General features: G+C 58.5%; 15 protein-coding genes. 11 read left to right on the plus strand and 4 right to left on the minus strand.

What is annotated here, in order from left to right:
• Positions 1–16: 16 nt before the first annotated feature.
• Both FIV08_RS03335 and FIV08_RS03340 read right to left on the minus strand, forming a co-directional pair.
• Positions 17–1543 (minus strand): WS/DGAT/MGAT family O-acyltransferase, encoded by a 1527-nt coding sequence (locus FIV08_RS03335; protein WP_152437331.1) that lies wholly within the window; start codon positions 1541–1543, stop codon positions 17–19.
• A gap of 93 nt (positions 1544–1636) precedes the next feature.
• Positions 1637–2551, minus strand: coding sequence for a LysR substrate-binding domain-containing protein (locus tag FIV08_RS03340; RefSeq protein WP_152437332.1), 915 nt, complete (start codon positions 2549–2551; stop codon positions 1637–1639).
• A gap of 190 nt (positions 2552–2741) precedes the next feature.
• Between FIV08_RS03340 and FIV08_RS03345 the strand changes: the two genes are divergently transcribed.
• A complete protein-coding gene (locus FIV08_RS03345) occupies positions 2742–3728 on the plus strand; it encodes a glutathione S-transferase family protein (protein ID WP_152437333.1) in 987 nt (328 codons plus the stop codon).
• A 47-nt stretch (positions 3729–3775) separates the two neighbouring features.
• Here the strand turns inward: FIV08_RS03345 and ispB are convergent, their stop codons facing one another.
• Positions 3776–4744: an octaprenyl diphosphate synthase gene (gene ispB, locus FIV08_RS03350; protein WP_152437334.1), complete on the minus strand. Its 969-nt coding sequence runs from the start codon at positions 4742–4744 to the stop codon at positions 3776–3778.
• Positions 4745–4985: 241 nt separating this feature from the next.
• On the opposite strand from ispB, the gene rplU reads away from it, so the two are divergent.
• The 4 genes from rplU (at position 4986) to proB (ending at position 8078) form a co-directional block, all read left to right on the plus strand.
• On the plus strand, positions 4986–5297 hold the full coding sequence (gene rplU, locus FIV08_RS03355; RefSeq protein ID WP_061332366.1) for a 50S ribosomal protein L21: 312 nt from the start codon (positions 4986–4988) through the stop codon (positions 5295–5297).
• Between the two features lie 35 nt (positions 5298–5332).
• Complete coding sequence (rpmA, locus tag FIV08_RS03360; RefSeq protein ID WP_022987754.1) at positions 5333–5593, plus strand: 50S ribosomal protein L27; 261 nt, start codon at positions 5333–5335, stop codon at positions 5591–5593.
• 136 nt (positions 5594–5729) lie between these two features.
• A complete protein-coding gene (gene cgtA, locus FIV08_RS03365; protein ID WP_152437335.1) occupies positions 5730–6923 on the plus strand; it encodes an Obg family GTPase CgtA in 1194 nt (397 codons plus the stop codon).
• 30 nt (positions 6924–6953) lie between these two features.
• On the plus strand, positions 6954–8078 hold the full coding sequence (gene proB / locus FIV08_RS03370; RefSeq protein WP_152437336.1) for a glutamate 5-kinase: 1125 nt from the start codon (positions 6954–6956) through the stop codon (positions 8076–8078).
• Positions 8079–8150: 72 nt separating this feature from the next.
• Here proB and rpsT read toward each other — a convergent pair whose 3' ends face one another.
• Positions 8151–8420: a 30S ribosomal protein S20 gene (gene rpsT / locus FIV08_RS03375; RefSeq protein WP_058091292.1), complete on the minus strand. Its 270-nt coding sequence runs from the start codon at positions 8418–8420 to the stop codon at positions 8151–8153.
• Positions 8421–8690: 270 nt separating this feature from the next.
• Here rpsT and murJ point away from each other — a divergent pair, with 270 nt between their 5' ends.
• The 6 genes from murJ (at position 8691) to ispH (ending at position 16265) form a co-directional block, all read left to right on the plus strand.
• Positions 8691–10280 carry a murein biosynthesis integral membrane protein MurJ gene (gene murJ / locus FIV08_RS03380; protein WP_152437337.1) on the plus strand — a complete coding sequence of 530 codons (1590 nt, stop codon included), beginning with the start codon at positions 8691–8693 and terminating at the stop codon, positions 10278–10280.
• Positions 10281–10402: 122 nt separating this feature from the next.
• Positions 10403–11371: a bifunctional riboflavin kinase/FAD synthetase gene (gene ribF, locus FIV08_RS03385; protein ID WP_152437338.1), complete on the plus strand. Its 969-nt coding sequence runs from the start codon at positions 10403–10405 to the stop codon at positions 11369–11371.
• A 34-nt stretch (positions 11372–11405) separates the two neighbouring features.
• Positions 11406–14225 carry an isoleucine--tRNA ligase gene (ileS, locus tag FIV08_RS03390; protein ID WP_152437339.1) on the plus strand — a complete coding sequence of 940 codons (2820 nt, stop codon included), beginning with the start codon at positions 11406–11408 and terminating at the stop codon, positions 14223–14225.
• Complete coding sequence (gene lspA, locus FIV08_RS03395; RefSeq protein WP_152437340.1) at positions 14225–14749, plus strand: signal peptidase II; 525 nt, start codon at positions 14225–14227, stop codon at positions 14747–14749. Before ileS ends, lspA begins: the two co-directional genes overlap by 1 nt.
• Before the next feature lie 5 nt (positions 14750–14754).
• On the plus strand, positions 14755–15207 hold the full coding sequence (gene fkpB, locus FIV08_RS03400) for an FKBP-type peptidyl-prolyl cis-trans isomerase (protein ID WP_152437341.1): 453 nt from the start codon (positions 14755–14757) through the stop codon (positions 15205–15207).
• A gap of 104 nt (positions 15208–15311) precedes the next feature.
• Complete coding sequence (ispH, locus tag FIV08_RS03405) at positions 15312–16265, plus strand: 4-hydroxy-3-methylbut-2-enyl diphosphate reductase (protein ID WP_152439582.1); 954 nt, start codon at positions 15312–15314, stop codon at positions 16263–16265.
• Positions 16266–16290 lie beyond the last annotated feature (25 nt).

The following is a 16290-nucleotide window of genomic DNA, read 5'->3' on the forward strand; positions in this document are numbered from 1 at the left end:
GGGTGCCCGGCCCGAGTTATCGGCGAAAGCGCTGAAGCCCGCCCTTGATCATGTTTTCAAGCGCCCCTAGTACCTCATCGGTCAGGTTTTGGCCGCTGCCGTGCGGAGTCTCCAGGCCCTGATCGGGGCCGAGGTCATGCAGACACTCCTCGATCCCGGTCAGGCTATCCTCAATCAGGCCTTTCAGGCTGTCTCCATCGGGAGCCACGTCCGGGCAGAGGGTAAAGTTCAGTGTCAGTTGTCCTTGATAGCTCACGGCCACAATGACCAGCCCAAGGCTGTCGAACAGCGGGGCCGTGTTGTATTGCCGGATCAGTCGCGCGCCTTGTAGGAACAGTGGAACTTGTGGTCCGGGTACATTGGTGATTGGCAAGTTGAAGAGCGGGTGATAACGCTGCGCCACCTGCAGCTCAGAATATAGCCGGGCAGACAGCGCCAGCAGGGTGGATGGCAGAAGTTCTGTCAGCCGGTCGGCGGCAATGGCTTCGCGGTAGGGTTCAGACTCCACCGCGTTCTGATGGATGCGTCGGATCCGGGCTGCGGGATTGGGTTCGTTAGTGGCAAGGTCCAGCAGCATCGCAGACATCTGGTTGCCGGTGGCTTTGCGCAGGCTGCTGGAGCGTACGGAAATTGGTGTCATTGCCACCAGGGACTTGTCTGTGTCGCCCCCCTGTTGTTTGAGGTACCGGTGCAGGGTCTCAGCGCATAATCCGAGTACGACATCGTTCAGGGTGACATCCCCGAGGCTTGCCTTGATCGCTTTGAGTCGGGACAGGCTGACGCTGGCGGAGACAATGCGCCGGTTGGCGGTGATCTGCCGGTTAAACGGACTGTGGGGTGCGGTGAACAGCGGGAAGGGCACCGGCAGCTTCTGCAGCTGTTTCTTGACCAGGCCCCGGGCGGTGGCTTCTGCTGCGTTGTAAGCGAGTGAGGCAACCTGCATGGGGGTCTTGAGCATATTGGCGCTGGCCTGAAGAAATACACGCTCCTCGGAAGGCTCCGGTCGCGCCAGCCAGGGACGTGGCGGTGCGATGGGTCGGGGCTCCGGCGTGTATTCCAGTAACTTGCCCATGATCTCCTCGCCACTGAAGGCATCAATGGCGGCATGGTGCAGTTTGACGATCAGCGCAAATCCTTGTTTATCACCTTCCGGGTCGTCAATGCGAAAGCCGTCGACAAACGTGATGTGCCACAGGGGGCGGTCACGTTTAAGCGGCTCTTCCATGATTTTTGACGCCAAAGACATCAGGCTTGCCTGTTTGCCATGTTCACCCAGGTTAACGTAGGCTAGGTGCCGTTCAATACTGAAGCCGGGGTCATCGATCCAGTAGGGGCGCCCCAGGCGCAGGGGGATTTCCTTGAGCTTTTGCCGAAACAGGGGTACCACGTGCAGGCGGCTGCGCAGGTATGACACAAACGTGCTGAATGCCAGGGGATCTCTCAGGCCGCTGGCGTCGAACAGGTACACACCGCCAATGTGCATGGGGGTGGTTTCTGACTCCAGATAGAGAAACGAGGCATCCAGTTCCGACAGCTGACGCATCCAGCGCACTCCCTTGTGTGTCACGGTTAAGGTTGCGGGCCTTGGAGTATAGCCCATGGCATGATCGGGCCTATTGGCCCCGGTGCCTCGATTTTATTCCGGTTGAAGCCATTTGTGGATGGTCTCATCATGGCTGAGTCTGTCCCAGAACCACATCAATGCCTTGCCTTTGTCTTCGCTATGGCGGGCCAGATGTACGCTGATGGCGGAGCGGGGTTCACTCGTCTCTTTGGTAATAAGCGAGCCCCTGGCGAGCTGGTTCCGGATTCTCGGGTAGGGCAGCCAGCCAACCCCCAGTCCTGCCTCCTGGGCCAGAATCTTTTGGTCAATGTTGCTGACGGTGAGGGTTCTCTGGCGCCGGAATATTCCCGCATGGCCGGGTGGTAGCGAGCGCGACGTATCCGCCGCTACCGCTGCCGGATACTGTGCAATATCCGCTTCGGCCAGGGGGGCGGTCACACTGGCGAGAGGGTGTTCTGCGCCTACGGCAAACACAAACGGTACTTCCCCCAGTGATTTGGTGGCGAAAGCTCCGGCAGGTTTGCTCAGCAGGTCAGCCCCGACAACCATATCAACGCGACGGCTTTGCAGGGCATCCCAGGCACCGGCGAAGACTTCTTCGATAATCTGCACATCAACCGGAACCCCGAGCTGATGAAAATCCCGAATGGCCGGAAACAGGCATTCAGCCGGCAGCAGCGAGTTAAAGCCAATACGCAGCCGGGTTTCCCAGCCCTGGGCCACCTGCCGCGTGGTATGGGCAAGGTTCTCAGCGGCTTCCAGCAGTGAACGCCCCTCCTCAAGCAGATACCGCCCGGCCGAGGTCAGCACAGCCTTATGACCGCTGCGGTCAAAGATACTGACGTTCAGATCCTCTTCGAGCTTCTGAACCGTGTAACTGATGGCGGAAGGCACCCGGAACAGCTCCGAGGCAGCCCCGGCAAAACTGCCCTTGCGGTCAATGGCGTCCAGCACTTTGAGTGCGTCAATCGTAATGGCTGTATGCATGTTCGAATAATCTGAAAGTGTTTGCCAGAAATGCTTGCTATCAGCCTACCAGCCCACCCGGTAACCTGTCTCCAACATTTGTAAACGGGGTCAGACCCCTGTGAATTAATGTGGACAGTTAAATTGGGGTCAGACCCCTGTTGATAAGTCTACAGTTATACATAGGGGTCTGACCCCAACAGGAGGTTTTATGGGTTTGTTGGTTGATGGTCAGTGGCACGACGAGTGGTATGACACGGACAAGACCGGAGGCAAGTTTGAGCGTGAAGCGGCTCGGTTTCGCAACTGGGTAACGGTTGATGGCTCGCCCGGTCCGGCGGGGGAGGGCGGCTTTGCGGCCGAGAGCGGGCGCTACCACCTGTATGTGTCTATGGCCTGCCCCTGGGCGCACCGGACATTGATATTCCGGAAGCTGAAGGGTTTGGAGCGTCACATTTCGGTGTCGGTTGTGCATCCGGACATGGTGGAGAATGGCTGGGAGTTTCGGGAGGATGATCCGGCTCACCAGGATCATCTGTATCAATCCCAGTTTATGCATCAGATCTACACTCGGGCCGCGCCAGATTATTCCGGTCGGGTCACCGTACCGGTGTTATGGGATAAGCGGCAGGAAACCATTGTCAGCAATGAGTCTGCCGATATCATCCGGATGTTCAATTCCGCGTTTAACGGCCTGGAAGGTGTGAATTCCGGTCTGGATCTATACCCGGAGCAGCTGCGCGAGCAGATCGATTCGGTGAACGAGCGGGTTTATGACACCGTTAACAATGGTGTTTACAAGGCCGGCTTCGCGACTGCACAGGACAAATACGAAGAAGCCTACAGCGCGCTGTTTGATTCTCTGGACTGGCTTGAGCAGAGCCTGGCGGGGAAGCGCTATCTGACCGGCAGCCAGCTTACCGAGGCGGACTGGCGCCTGTTCACCACGTTGATTCGGTTTGATGCCGTGTATTACAGCCATTTCAAATGTAATCGCCGGCAGATCCGGGATTATCCGAACCTGTCGGGTTATGTGCGGGAGCTGTACCAGGTGCCCGGAGTGGCCGAGACGGTGGATATTCGGCAGATCAAGCAGCATTACTATGTCAGCCAGCGCACCATCAACCCGACACAGGTGGTGCCGGTTGGGCCAGATCTGGACTTCGATGCGCCCCATGGTCGCGAGCAGGTTGGCTAAGGCAGTAGAACGGGCGGCGCCTGATGGGTTGCCGCCCGGTTTGATACTCAGCTGACTCGGGCTACCGCCACTTCAGTCAGCAACTCCAAGGCCTTCCGGTGCTCAGACTTCGGCAGGCAGGTGAGCAGGTCGCAGGCGATCTGTGCCTGCTCTTTTGCCTTGGTCATAGTGTATTCAATGGCGCCGGAGGCTTTGACAATCTCCAGTACCTTTGGCAGGTCGTCCAGCCCGCCTTTGCGGATGGCCTGACGAATCAGCTGTCGCTCTTCATCGCTGCCGTTGGCCATGGCATAAATCAGGGGCAGTGTGGTTTTCCCCTCGGCCAGGTCGTCGCCCACGTTTTTGCCCATGGCTTCCGCATCGCCCAGATAATCGAGAACGTCGTCCACCAGCTGGAACGCCAGGCCTAGATGCTTGCCGTAGTCTTTCAGTGCAGCTTCCTGCTTGTCATCGGCGCCCGCCAGCAGCGCGCCGGTGTGGGAGGAGGCCTCGAACAGCATGGCAGTCTTGTTGTGGATGACCACCATGTACTGCTCTTCGGTAAGATCCGGGTTTTTCACGTTCATCAGCTGCATTACTTCGCCTTCGGCAATCACCGCCGTGGCGTGGGACAGCACGTTCATGATCGACAGGCTTTCCAGTTCCACCATCATCTCGAAGGCCCGGGCGTAGAGGAAATCACCTACCAACACACTGGGAGCATTGCCCCATTTTGCGTTGGCGGTGCTGCGGCCCCGACGCATGTCAGAGGTATCGACAACATCGTCGTGGAGCAGGGTGGCGGTGTGCAGGAACTCAATGACGGCAGCCAGTTTCAGGTGTTCGCTTTCGCTGTAGCCGGCAGCCCGACTGGATAGTAGTACCAGCAGCGGCCTCAGGCGTTTGCCGCCGCTTTCAATGATGTATTGAGCGATCTTCTCAACCATTGGGACGTCAGAGGCAAGCCGCTGGATTATCAGGTCATTGACGCGGCTGAAGTCTTCCGCCACGGTGTCATGGATGCGCTGGGCTGTCATCGGGCTGGTACGTCCCTTGCTGGTGTTTTCGTTGAGTTTTCGGGCAGGACGCGGCAATGCTAGGTATTGCTGCCTACAGTGTCAACTTGCCCGGGAATCTCACTTGTATTGCCCGGCGGCTTTTCGTACAATCACGCGCCCAACTCATCCCAACCTGCGCTCCCTGCAATAGGGTCGCCAGAGCGCCTCCCTTAGAACCAGGTGGATAAGAGCAGGGATGGGTCAATCGCGGAGACTATGAATGTACGCAGTTATTGTTAGCGGTGGTAAGCAGCACCGTGTAAAAGAAGGCGAAACTCTGAAGCTGGAGAAGCTGGAAGTTGAAACCGGCGGCTCTGTTGAGTTCGATCGTGTTCTTCTGGTTGCCAACGGCGACGACGTAAAAGTCGGTGCCCCGGTAGTTGATGGCGCAAAGGTGACCGCTGAAGTGGTTAGCCACGGTCGTCACGACAAGATCAACATCATCAAGTTCCGTCGTCGTAAGCATCACATGAAGCGTCAGGGCCACCGTCAGTGGTTTACTGAAGTCAAGATCACGGGTATCCAGGGCTAAGCCCTCGAATAACCCCTTAATTAAGGAGGCTGGTAATGGCTCATAAAAAGGCAGCAGGTAGTACCCGTAACGGTCGCGATTCCGAGTCGAAACGACTTGGTGTCAAGCGCTACGGCGGTGAGACTGTCACTGCAGGCAGCATCATCATTCGTCAGCGTGGCACCCGTTTCCACGCCGGCAGCAACGTAGGCATTGGCAAGGACCACACCCTGTTCGCGAAAGCGGAAGGTCAGGTGAAGTTCGAGACCAAAGGCCCGCAGAACCGCAAGTTCGTGAGCATCGTTCCGGCTGCGTAAGCAGCGGCGATCCGGTTCTGTTGAACCTTGGATGAGCCTGATATGCTGATCTGATCAGCCCTCAGGTGAATCCGGAGCCCCGCAAAGCTTCCATGAGGCTGCGGGGCTTTTTAGTTTATGCAAAGGCATCAGGCGTATGAAATTTGTAGACGAAGCCACCATCATTGTTGAAGCCGGTAAAGGCGGCCACGGCTGCCTGAGTTTCCGGCGGGAAAAGTATGTACCAAAGGGTGGTCCCGACGGCGGTGACGGCGGGGATGGCGGCTCTGTCTACCTGGAAGCAGACAGCGCTCTGAACACGCTGATCGATTACCGCTTCCAGCGCAAACACAAGGCCCAGAATGGCGAGCCGGGGGCCGGGCGTAACTGCACAGGTAACAAGGGTGAAGACCTGGTGCTGCCGGTACCGGTAGGCACCACCGTTGTGGATATGGATACCCATGAAGTGCTGGGCGACCTCACCAAGGAAGGCCAGCGCCTGAAGGTGGCCCAGGGTGGTTTTCATGGCCTGGGGAATACCCGTTTCAAGTCATCGGTCAATCGTGCCCCGCGACAGACCAGTAAAGGCTCGGAAGGTGAGACCCGTAATTTGCGCCTGGAGCTGAAGGTTCTTGCGGATGTCGGTTTACTGGGCATGCCCAATGCCGGCAAATCTACTTTCATTCGTTCGGTATCTGCGGCAAAGCCGAAGGTGGCTGACTACCCGTTTACCACGCTGGTACCCAATCTTGGTGTGGTTAGTGTTCAGGCTCACCAGAGCTTTGTCATTGCCGACATTCCGGGGTTGATCGAAGGCGCTGCCGAGGGCGCAGGGCTGGGTATCCGCTTCCTTAAACATCTGGTGCGTACCCGCTTGTTGCTGCACTTGGTGGATGTGGCGCCTTACGATGGTTCGTCCCCCGTTGAGGCGGTAAAGGCCATTGCTCTCGAGTTGGAGAAGTTTAGCGAAACCCTGGCCAGCCGCCCCCGTTGGCTGGTGCTGAACAAGGTCGATATGGTGCCAGAAGAAGATCGTGAAGCCCATTGCCGGGCCATCGTGGATGAGCTGGGTTGGGAAGGTCCGGTATTCCGCATCTCGGCATTGAGTGGTGAGGGTACCAAGCCGTTGGTTCAGGCGGTGATGCGCTGGATTGAAGAGCAGGCGGAGCAGGAAGCCGAGAACCCGGAAGTTGCCGAGCAGGAGGCCGCTCGTCGCCGCCGGATGGACGAAGAGGCCCGCGCCAGAATTGAAGCTGATCGACAGGCTCGCCGGGCTGCGCGAGAAGCCGATGACGATGATGACTTTGACGACGACGATTACGACGTCGAAGTCGTCTACGCCCCTGAGTAAACCGCAACCCCAAGGGACAGAATCACAATCATGAGTGAACGCCTCCAGCTCCGAAAGGCTCGACGTCTGGTTATCAAAATTGGTAGTGCCTTGCTTACCGATGATGGCAAGGGGTTGGATGTCGCGGCCCTCGGGTTGTGGGTAGACCAGATTGCGGAGCTGATTGCCGAAGGCGTGGAAGTGGTGGTGGTGTCCTCAGGCTCGGTGGCTGAAGGCATGAGTCGCTTGGGCTGGAGCTCGCGGCCCCAGCATTTGCACGAGTTGCAGGCCGCAGCAGCGGTCGGTCAGATGGGCCTGGTGCAAACCTGGGAGGCGCAGTTCAAGCGCCATGATATCCACACCGCTCAGATTCTGCTGACCCACGATGATCTCTCCGATCGCAAGCGTTACCTGAACGGCCGCAGCACGCTGCGCACGCTTCTGGATTACGGTGTGGTGCCCATCGTCAATGAAAACGATACGGTGGTGACCGACGAGATCCGTTTCGGTGACAACGATACCTTGGGCGCGCTGGTGGCCAACCTGATCGAAGCTGATGGTCTGATCATCCTTACCGACCAGTTGGGGTTGTTTAACAAGGACCCACGTAAGCATCAGGATGCAGAACTGGTTACCGAACGAAAAGCCGAAGACCGGGATCTCGACGCCATGGCGGGTGGCGGCGCCGGGGCGCTAGGCCGGGGAGGTATGCTGACGAAGCTGCGGGCAGCCCGCCTGGCAGCCCGTTCAGGTGCCTTTACCGTGATCGTCGGCGGTCGTATCGAGCATGCGATTTCCCGTCTGCGGCAGGGTGATGTGATTGGCACGTTATTGCTTCCAGAGCAGGGTAGAATGGCGGCTCGCAAACAGTGGATTGCCAGCCATCTGCAAACCCGGGGTAAGTTGACGCTGGATGATGGTGCGGTAAAGGTGTTGCGCCAGGGCGGTCGCAGTTTGTTGCCGGTAGGCGTGAAGGCAATTGCCGGCCAGTTCCGGCGGGGCGAGATGGTGTCATGCGTTGACCTGAATGGTCGGGAAATTGCCCGCGGGCTTGTTAACTACGATGCTGACGAAGCAAGGGCTATTGCCGGCCGCTCAAGTGATCGCATTGCCGATGTGCTGGGTTATGTCTCCGACGAAGAGATGATTCATCGGGATAATCTGGTTGTGGTCTGAGTTGTTCGTATAACGGGTAAAATTCAGGCACAAAAAAACCGGCACGAAGCCGGTTTTTTATGAGCTCAAGATTCAGGCAGCTTTCAGGGCCTTAATCTTGGCGTTCAGGCGGCTCTTATGACGAGCAACCTTGTTCTTGGCGAAGATGCCTTTGTTGACCATGCTGTCCAGAATCGGCTGAGCGGTCTTCAGGGCTTCCTGAGCGCCTTCGTAGCTGCCAGCTTTGATCTGGGCATCTACTTTCTTCATGTAAGTACGTGCCATGGAACGCAGGCTGGCGTTGTGCTTGCGGTTTTTCTCGTTCTGACGAGCGCGCTTCTTGGCTTGCGGGGAATTTGCCACCGTAAAACTCCTGAAATTCGTTGCTGTAACTACTGAATATGTTTACATCGCAGGCGCGCCAAAACCAGCGCGTCGGAATAAATGACGCGGAACTATGCCGCCGAAAGCCCCAAATGTCAAGGCCGGCGGCGCAGTAATCCCCGTGTTGAAAAGGCCTGTGATACACTCCCGCATCGCCTGCATGGGGCCTGAACCGGCTATGGCTGGCACCTTGCGGATTACCGAAACGCCGTTCCGGCCTGAACCCTGGATTTCTGGACGCCCATCACCATGTCATCGGAACCTCAACCAATAGACTCTCAGCCCCCAGTTCAGGAGCCCCCAAAAGCGCCCGGCTTGCTGCGTTCATCCGGGGTGGTTGGCGTAATGACCATGCTATCGCGGGTGCTGGGGTTAGTGCGGGATATGGTGATTGCTCGCTATTTCGGGGCGGGTACCGCGGCGGATGCCTTCTTCGTGGCGTTCAAGATTCCCAACTTCCTGCGCCGCCTGTTTGCCGAAGGCGCCTTTTCCCAGGCCTTCGTGCCGGTGCTGTCGTCCTATCGGGAAAATCGTGACATCTCCGAGGTCAAACGCCTGGTGGATGCGGTGGCAGGTTCTCTTGGCCTGGTGCTGCTGGCGGTGACGCTGGTCGCCATGCTGGGTGCGCCGGTGCTGACCTCCATCTTTGCCCCGGGCTTTCTCAGTGATGACGTCAAGTTTGCCCTGGCCAGCGATATGCTGCGCATCACGTTTCCATACCTGCTGCTGATCTCTCTCACGGCGTTCGCCGGTGGTATTCTGAACAGCTATGACCGATTTGCGATTCCGGCGTTCACCCCTGTCTTGCTGAATCTATCTATGATCGGGGCGGCTATTTTCCTGGCCCCGTTAATGGATGAACCTGTCATGGCGCTGGCCTGGGGTGTGTTTATCGCCGGTGCCTTGCAGCTTTTTTTCCAGTTACCGTTCCTGATGCGCCTGGGGCTGCTGCCCAGGCCGAGGGTGGACTACAAACACGAAGGCGTCAGCCGCATTCTCAAGCTGATGGCGCCGGCGTTGTTTGGCGTGTCGGTCAGCCAGATTAACCTGTTGCTGGACACCGTGCTGGCGTCGTTCCTGCAAACGGGTAGCGTATCCTGGCTTTATTACTCCGATCGGCTGGCGGAGCTGCCGTTGGGCGTATTCGGCATTGCCATTGCCACGGTAATTCTGCCCAGTCTGTCGCGCAAGCATGCGGCGGCGTCCAAAGATCAGTTTGCCGCTACCCTGGACTGGGCCGTGCGCGCGGTGTTGTTGATTGGCGTGCCGGCAGCGCTGGCACTGGCACTGTTGGCGGAACCGCTGATTGCCACCCTGTTTCATTATGGTGAGGTGACCGATCGGGATGTGGCCATGTCGGCCCAGAGTCTCCGGGCATACTCCGCTGGCTTGCTGGCGTTCATGTTGATCAAGGTGCTGGCCCCCGGTTTTTTCTCCCGGGAAGACACCAAAACCCCAGTGAAAATCGGCGTAATTGCCATGGTTGCCAATATGGCCTTCAACCTGGCGTTGATTGTGCCCCTGGCTCATGCTGGCCTGGCGCTGGCGACTTCCATTTCGGCCTGGCTGAATGGCTACCTACTCTGGCGCGGATTGCGCAAAGAGGGCGTCTGGAAAAGCCAGCCGGGCTGGCCCAGGTTCCTGATTCAGTTGTTGGTGGCCAATGCCGCCCTGGCTGCGGTGGTGTTCTGGCTGAATGCCCCGGTGGCAGACTGGCTTGCCGCCAGTGGTCTGCAGCGGGCCATCGATATGGGGGTTCTGGTTGTTGCCGGGGTGGCGGCCTATTTTGTGGCTCTGGCCCTGGTAGGTGTGCGGGTTCGCCAGTTCCGCCAGAAGTAAGCAGCCTCAAGATTTCTACCGCACCCCAGCATGAGGTATAATCGCGCGTTTTCTCACCAGCGCATCTCGCTTCTCGGGCAGGTGCGCCACAAAGCCAGCTGGCAAGTTAAGGTTCGCAGTACATGCGTCTGATTCGAGGCCTGACCAATCTTAAGCGCCTGTCCGGGCAAGCGGATTCGCCGCTCGCCGATGGCTGTGTGGTGACCATCGGTAATTTCGACGGCGTGCACCTGGGCCACAAAACCATTATTGATCAGGTGAAGCAGAAAGCCGCTGAGCTGGATGTGCCCGCGGTGGTGATGATTTTTGAGCCTCAGCCCCGGGAGTTTTTCCAGGGTGCTGACGCGCCACCACGACTCATGCCGTTCCGCCAGAAATTTGAGGCGTTGTTGGCCGAGGGCGTGGATGTGGTGCTGTGCATCCGTTTCGACGAGCGATTCCGCAGCTATTCTGCGATGGGCTTTGTGGAAGATGTGCTGATCCAGGGCCTGGCGGTGCGCCATCTTGTGGTGGGTGATGACTTCCGTTTTGGCTGCGACCGGGCCGGGGACTTCAGATTGCTGGAGCAGGTGGGCCAGGAGCATGATTTTACCGTCGAAAATACCCGCACTGTGACGGTAGACGGCGAGCGGGTAAGCAGTACCCGCGTGCGCAATGCCCTGAATGTGAACGGCCTTGAGGAAGCGGAACGGCTGCTCGGGCACCCTTACCGCATCCATGGGCGGATTGTGTACGGGCGCCAGTTGGGCCGGCAGATCGGTGCCCCCACAGCTAACATCCTGCTGCATAAGATGCCGGCGCTGCGTGGTGTGTACGTGGTGCGGGCCCGGCTTGAAACCGGTGAATGGGGCGATGGCGTGGCCAATATCGGCCTGCGGCCCACGGTAGACGGCAAGCGGCCATCACTGGAAGTGCACCTGTTCGACTTTGCTGGCACACTTTATGGCCAGCATTTGGAAGTGGTGTTCCGCCATGGCCTGCGGGACGAAGTGAAATTCGACTCTGTTGACGAACTGAGGCAACAGATCGCCCGGGATTTTGAGCATGCCCGGGCCTGGCTGGCGAATAACCCCGCCACGCCGGAAACCTGATTCAACTGACCAACTAAAGAGTACGCACACAAACATGAGCGACTACAAGCATACCCTGAATCTGCCGGAAACCGCGTTTCCCATGCGCGGTAACCTGGCCAATCGCGAGCCGGAGATGCTCAAGCGGTGGCAGGACCTGAACGTCTACGGCAACCTGCGCAAGCAGCGTGAAGGCCGGGAAAAGTTCATCCTGCACGATGGCCCTCCTTACGCCAACGGCAGCATTCACATCGGGCATGCGGTCAACAAGATTCTGAAAGACATGATCGTGAAATCCCGCAGTTTCATGGGCTATGACGCACCCTACGTGCCCGGCTGGGATTGCCACGGCCTGCCCATTGAACACAAGGTGGAGCAGGAAATCGGCAAAGCCGGCGTTAAGGTGGATTACAAAACCTTCCGCCAGGCCTGTCGCGATTACGCTATCAAGCAGGTTGAAGGCCAGAAAGCCGATTTTATTCGCCTGGGTGTGATGGGCGAGTGGGACAAACCCTACCTGACCATGGACCCGAAAGTTGAAGCGGGCATTGTGCGGGCGCTGGGCAAGATCGTGGCCAAGGGCCACCTGGTACGTGGATTCAAGCCGGTTTACTGGAGTGTGGTTGGTCAGTCCGCACTGGCAGAAGCGGAAGTTGAATACCAGGACAAAACCTCTACCCAGATCGACGTGCGTTTCACTGCCGTGGATCAAGAGGCTGTCCTAAGCGCCTTCGGCACCGACGGCGGCCAGGGCGATGTGTCGGTTGTGATCTGGACCACCACCCCCTGGACCATCCCGGCCAACCAGGCGGTGTCCATCGGCGCCGATCTGGAATACGCCTTGGTGCAACTGGATGCCGGCAACGGCCCGGAGCGCCTGATTCTGGCCACCGATATGGTGCAGGGCATCATGGCTCGCTGGGGGGTGGAAGATTATCAGGTGCTGGCCAATGTGGTCGGTTCAGCGCTGGAAAACCAGCTATTGCACCATCCGGTGTATGACAAACAGGTTCCGGTGCTGCTGGGCGACCATGTCTCCCTGGATGCCGGTACCGGCGCAGTCCACACCGCACCAGACCACGGTATGGAAGACTTTGAAGTAGGCAGGGCCTACGGCATTGGCACCATCAACCTGGTGAAAGCTGACGGTACCTACACCGAAGCGGCTGGCGAGTTTGCCGGCGTGCACGTATACAAGGCCGACGAGCCGGTATGCAGCGCCCTTGAGCGTGAAGGTAAGCTGGTGCGCTCGGAGAAATTCCGCCACAGCTACCCGCACTGCTGGCGGACCAAAACCCCGCTGATCTATCGGGCCACGCCCCAATGGTTCATCAGCATGGACAAGCTCAACCTGCGCGCCGATGCTCTGGAAGCCATCAAGGGCATCCGCTGGGTGCCATCGTGGGGCCAGAATCGTATCGAGGCCATGTTCGAGCAGAGCCCGGACTGGTGTATCTCCCGTCAGCGCACCTGGGGTGTACCGATCACCTTGTTTATCCACAAGGAGACCCAGGAACTGCATCCGAACACCCAGGAACTGATCGAGAAGGTAGCCCAAGCGGTGGAAGCCGGCGGCATCGATGCCTGGTACGACATTGACCAGAAGGAACTGCTGGGCGCAGACGCCGACCAGTACGAAAAAGTAATGGATACCCTGGATGTCTGGTTTGATTCCGGTGTCACCCACGACTCTGTTCTGAGAGTGCGGGAGGAACTGGGCCAGTTCCCGGCCGATCTGTACCTGGAAGGCTCCGACCAGCACCGAGGCTGGTTCCAGTCGTCCCTGAAAACCTCCATCGCCATGAATGGCGTGGCCCCGTACAAGCAGGTGCTGACCCACGGCTTCACCGTGGACGCCAAGGGCTACAAGATGTCCAAGTCCATGGGTAACGTCATCGCACCACAGGAAGTGATGAATGAGCTGGGTGCGGACATTCTGCGCTTGTGGGTTTCCGCCACCGACTACAGCGGCGAGATGAGCGTCTCCAAGGACATCCTGCGCCAGACGGCAGACGGCTACCGCCGTATCCGTAACACCGCCCGCTTCCTGCTGAGCAACCTGACCGGGTTTGATCCGGAGCAGCACACGGTGGCGCCGGAAGACATGATCGCCCTGGACCGCTGGATGGTGGACCGTGCCCTGCAGCTGCAGAAGGAGCTGCACGAAGACTACGGCAACTACGCCTTCCTGCGGATTTACCAGAAGGTATACAACTTCTGTGAATCCACCCTGGGCGGTTTCTACCTGGACATCATCAAAGACCGTCAGTACACCACCCAGGCTGACAGTCTGGCGCGGCGTTCCTGCCAGACGGCGCTCTATCATGTAGCCGAAGCCCTGGTGCGCTGGATTGCCCCGATCCTGAGCTTCACCGCCGATGAGATCTGGCAGCACCTGCCAGGCAAGCGCGGTGACACCGTGTTTTATGAAACATGGTACGAAGGCCTGACCGCTCTGCCGGAAGACTTTGATCTGGGCCGGGACTACTGGCGCGAGATCTACGCGGTAAAAGAAGCCGTCAACAAGTGCCTGGAAGAAGCCCGTGCCCGTGGCGAAATCAAAGGCTCCCTGAGTGCGGAAGTTACTTTGTACTGTGAAGGTAGCCTGGCTGAGCGCCTGAACCACCTGGGTGAAGAGCTGCGCTTTGTGCTGATTACCTCTGAAGCTACCGTGAAACCGGTGAGCGACGCAGCGGGTGCAGAGCAAACCAACCTCGAAGGCTTGTTGGTGAAAGTCACTCCGGCCGCCCACGCCAAATGCGAACGCTGCTGGCACCACCGCGAAGATGTGGGTGCCAATGCGCAGCACAGCGACCTGTGCGGCCGCTGCGTCACCAACGTGGAAGGCCCGGGTGAAGCCCGCGCCTACGCCTGATGGACGCTGTGATGACTCAAACCCGTGTGGGTAGTAAATTGAAATGGCTGTGGCTGGCGGTGCTGGTGATTGCCCTGGACCTGGGTACCAAGGCTCTCGCCACCGCCATGCTCACCTACGGTAACCCGGTACCGGTGATGCCCAGCTTCAACCTGACCCTGCTGCACAACACGGGCGCTGCTTTCAGCTTTCTGGCGGATGCCGCTGGCTGGCAGCGCTGGTTCTTCGTAACCCTGGCCATCGTGGTCAGCGTAGTGTTGGTGGGCTGGCTCAGAAAACTCCAGAGCCACGAAACCTGGATGGCCATCGCCATCGTACTCATCCTTGGTGGCGCCCTTGGTAACGTCTACGACCGGGTGGTGCATGGCTACGTGGTGGACTTCCTGCATTTCTACTGGCAGGACTGGCACTTCCCGGCCTTCAACCTGGCCGACACCGCCATCACCATCGGTGCCGCCATGATGATACTCGACGCATTCCGCAAACCCGCTGACGACAGCGGGGATGCCAACCGGAGCAACTGATTCCCATGAGAGAACTGCCCATCGACAAGGGGACCCGCGTAAAACTCCACTTCGCCCTCAAATTCGAAGACGGCGAAACCGTGGACTCCACCTTTGATAAAGAACCGGCCACCCTGGAAATCGGCGACGAAAACCTGCCGGAGAACTTCGAAGCCTATTTGATGGGCCTGAAAGCTGGCGATCACCAAACCTTCCAGGTGCCGCCGGAAAAAGCCTTCGGCCAGCACAACCCCAGCAACGTACAAACCTTCAAACGCCACGAATTCAGCGCCGACATGGTGCTGGAACCCGGTGTGGTGGTGTCTTTCGCCGATGCCCGTCAGCAGGAGTTGCCCGGTGTGATCAAGCGGGTAGAAGGCGATCAGGTGGATGTGGACTTTAATCACCCGCTGGCAGGGCATACACTGAGTTTTGAAGTGAAGATCATTGATGTGGAGCCGGCTGGCCCGACTCATTGAAGGCTCGAATTCAGCCTTGAACACCTGATCCGAATATAGCGGGGCACCTCCCCGCAGCACGCGGGCGACCAACTCCACCAGGCGGAAACTCCAAAGGCAAGATGATGCAAATCCGACTCGCTAACCCCCGTGGCTTCTGTGCCGGCGTAGACCGCGCCATAGAAATCGTAAACCGCGCCCTCGACGTATTCGGCGCCCCCATCTACGTGCGCCACGAAGTCGTCCACAACAAATTCGTCGTCGACAACCTCCGCAACCGCGGGGCCATCTTTGTCGACGAACTGCATGAAGTGCCAGACGATAAACTGGTGATCTTCAGCGCCCACGGCGTATCCCAAGCCGTACAGAACGAAGCCGCCCGCCGTGGCCTGAAAGTCTTCGACGCCACCTGCCCACTGGTCACCAAAGTCCACATGGAAGTCATGCGCTACAGCCGCGACGGCCGTGAATGCATCCTCATCGGCCACCATGGCCACCCGGAAGTAGAAGGCACCATGGGCCAGTACGACCACAGCAACGGCGGCGACATCTACCTGGTGGAAGACGAGGCCGACGTCCAAAAGCTGGAAGTCAAAGACCCCAGCCGCCTCGCCTACGTCACCCAGACCACTCTCTCCATGGACGACACCGCCCGGGTGATCGACGCCCTGCGCGCCAAATTCCCGCAAATCGAAGGCCCCCGCAAGGACGACATCTGCTACGCCACCCAGAACCGGCAGGACGCCGTCAAACAACTGGCCGGCGACTGCGACCTGATGCTGGTCGTAGGCTCCCCCAACAGCTCCAACTCCAATCGCCTTCGGGAACTGGCGGAACGCATGGGCACCCCTGCCTATTTGATCGACGAAGCCGCCCAGATTGATCCCGCATGGCTGGAAGGTAAGAGCGCTGTGGGCGTTACTGCTGGTGCTTCTGCCCCGGAAGTGCTGGTGGCAGATGTTATCAGCCGGCTGAAAGAGCTTGGTGGGGAAGAGCCGCAGGAAGTGGCGGGCAGGGAGGAGAATATTGTGTTCTCCATGCCTAAGGAATTGCGGATTGATGTGATTGAGGTCAGTTGACCTCAATCACAGTTGAGCTGCGTCA

The sequence above is a fragment of the Marinobacter sp. THAF197a genome (assembly GCF_009363275.1).
In the GTDB taxonomy this organism is placed as follows: Bacteria; Pseudomonadota; Gammaproteobacteria; order Pseudomonadales; family Oleiphilaceae; genus Marinobacter.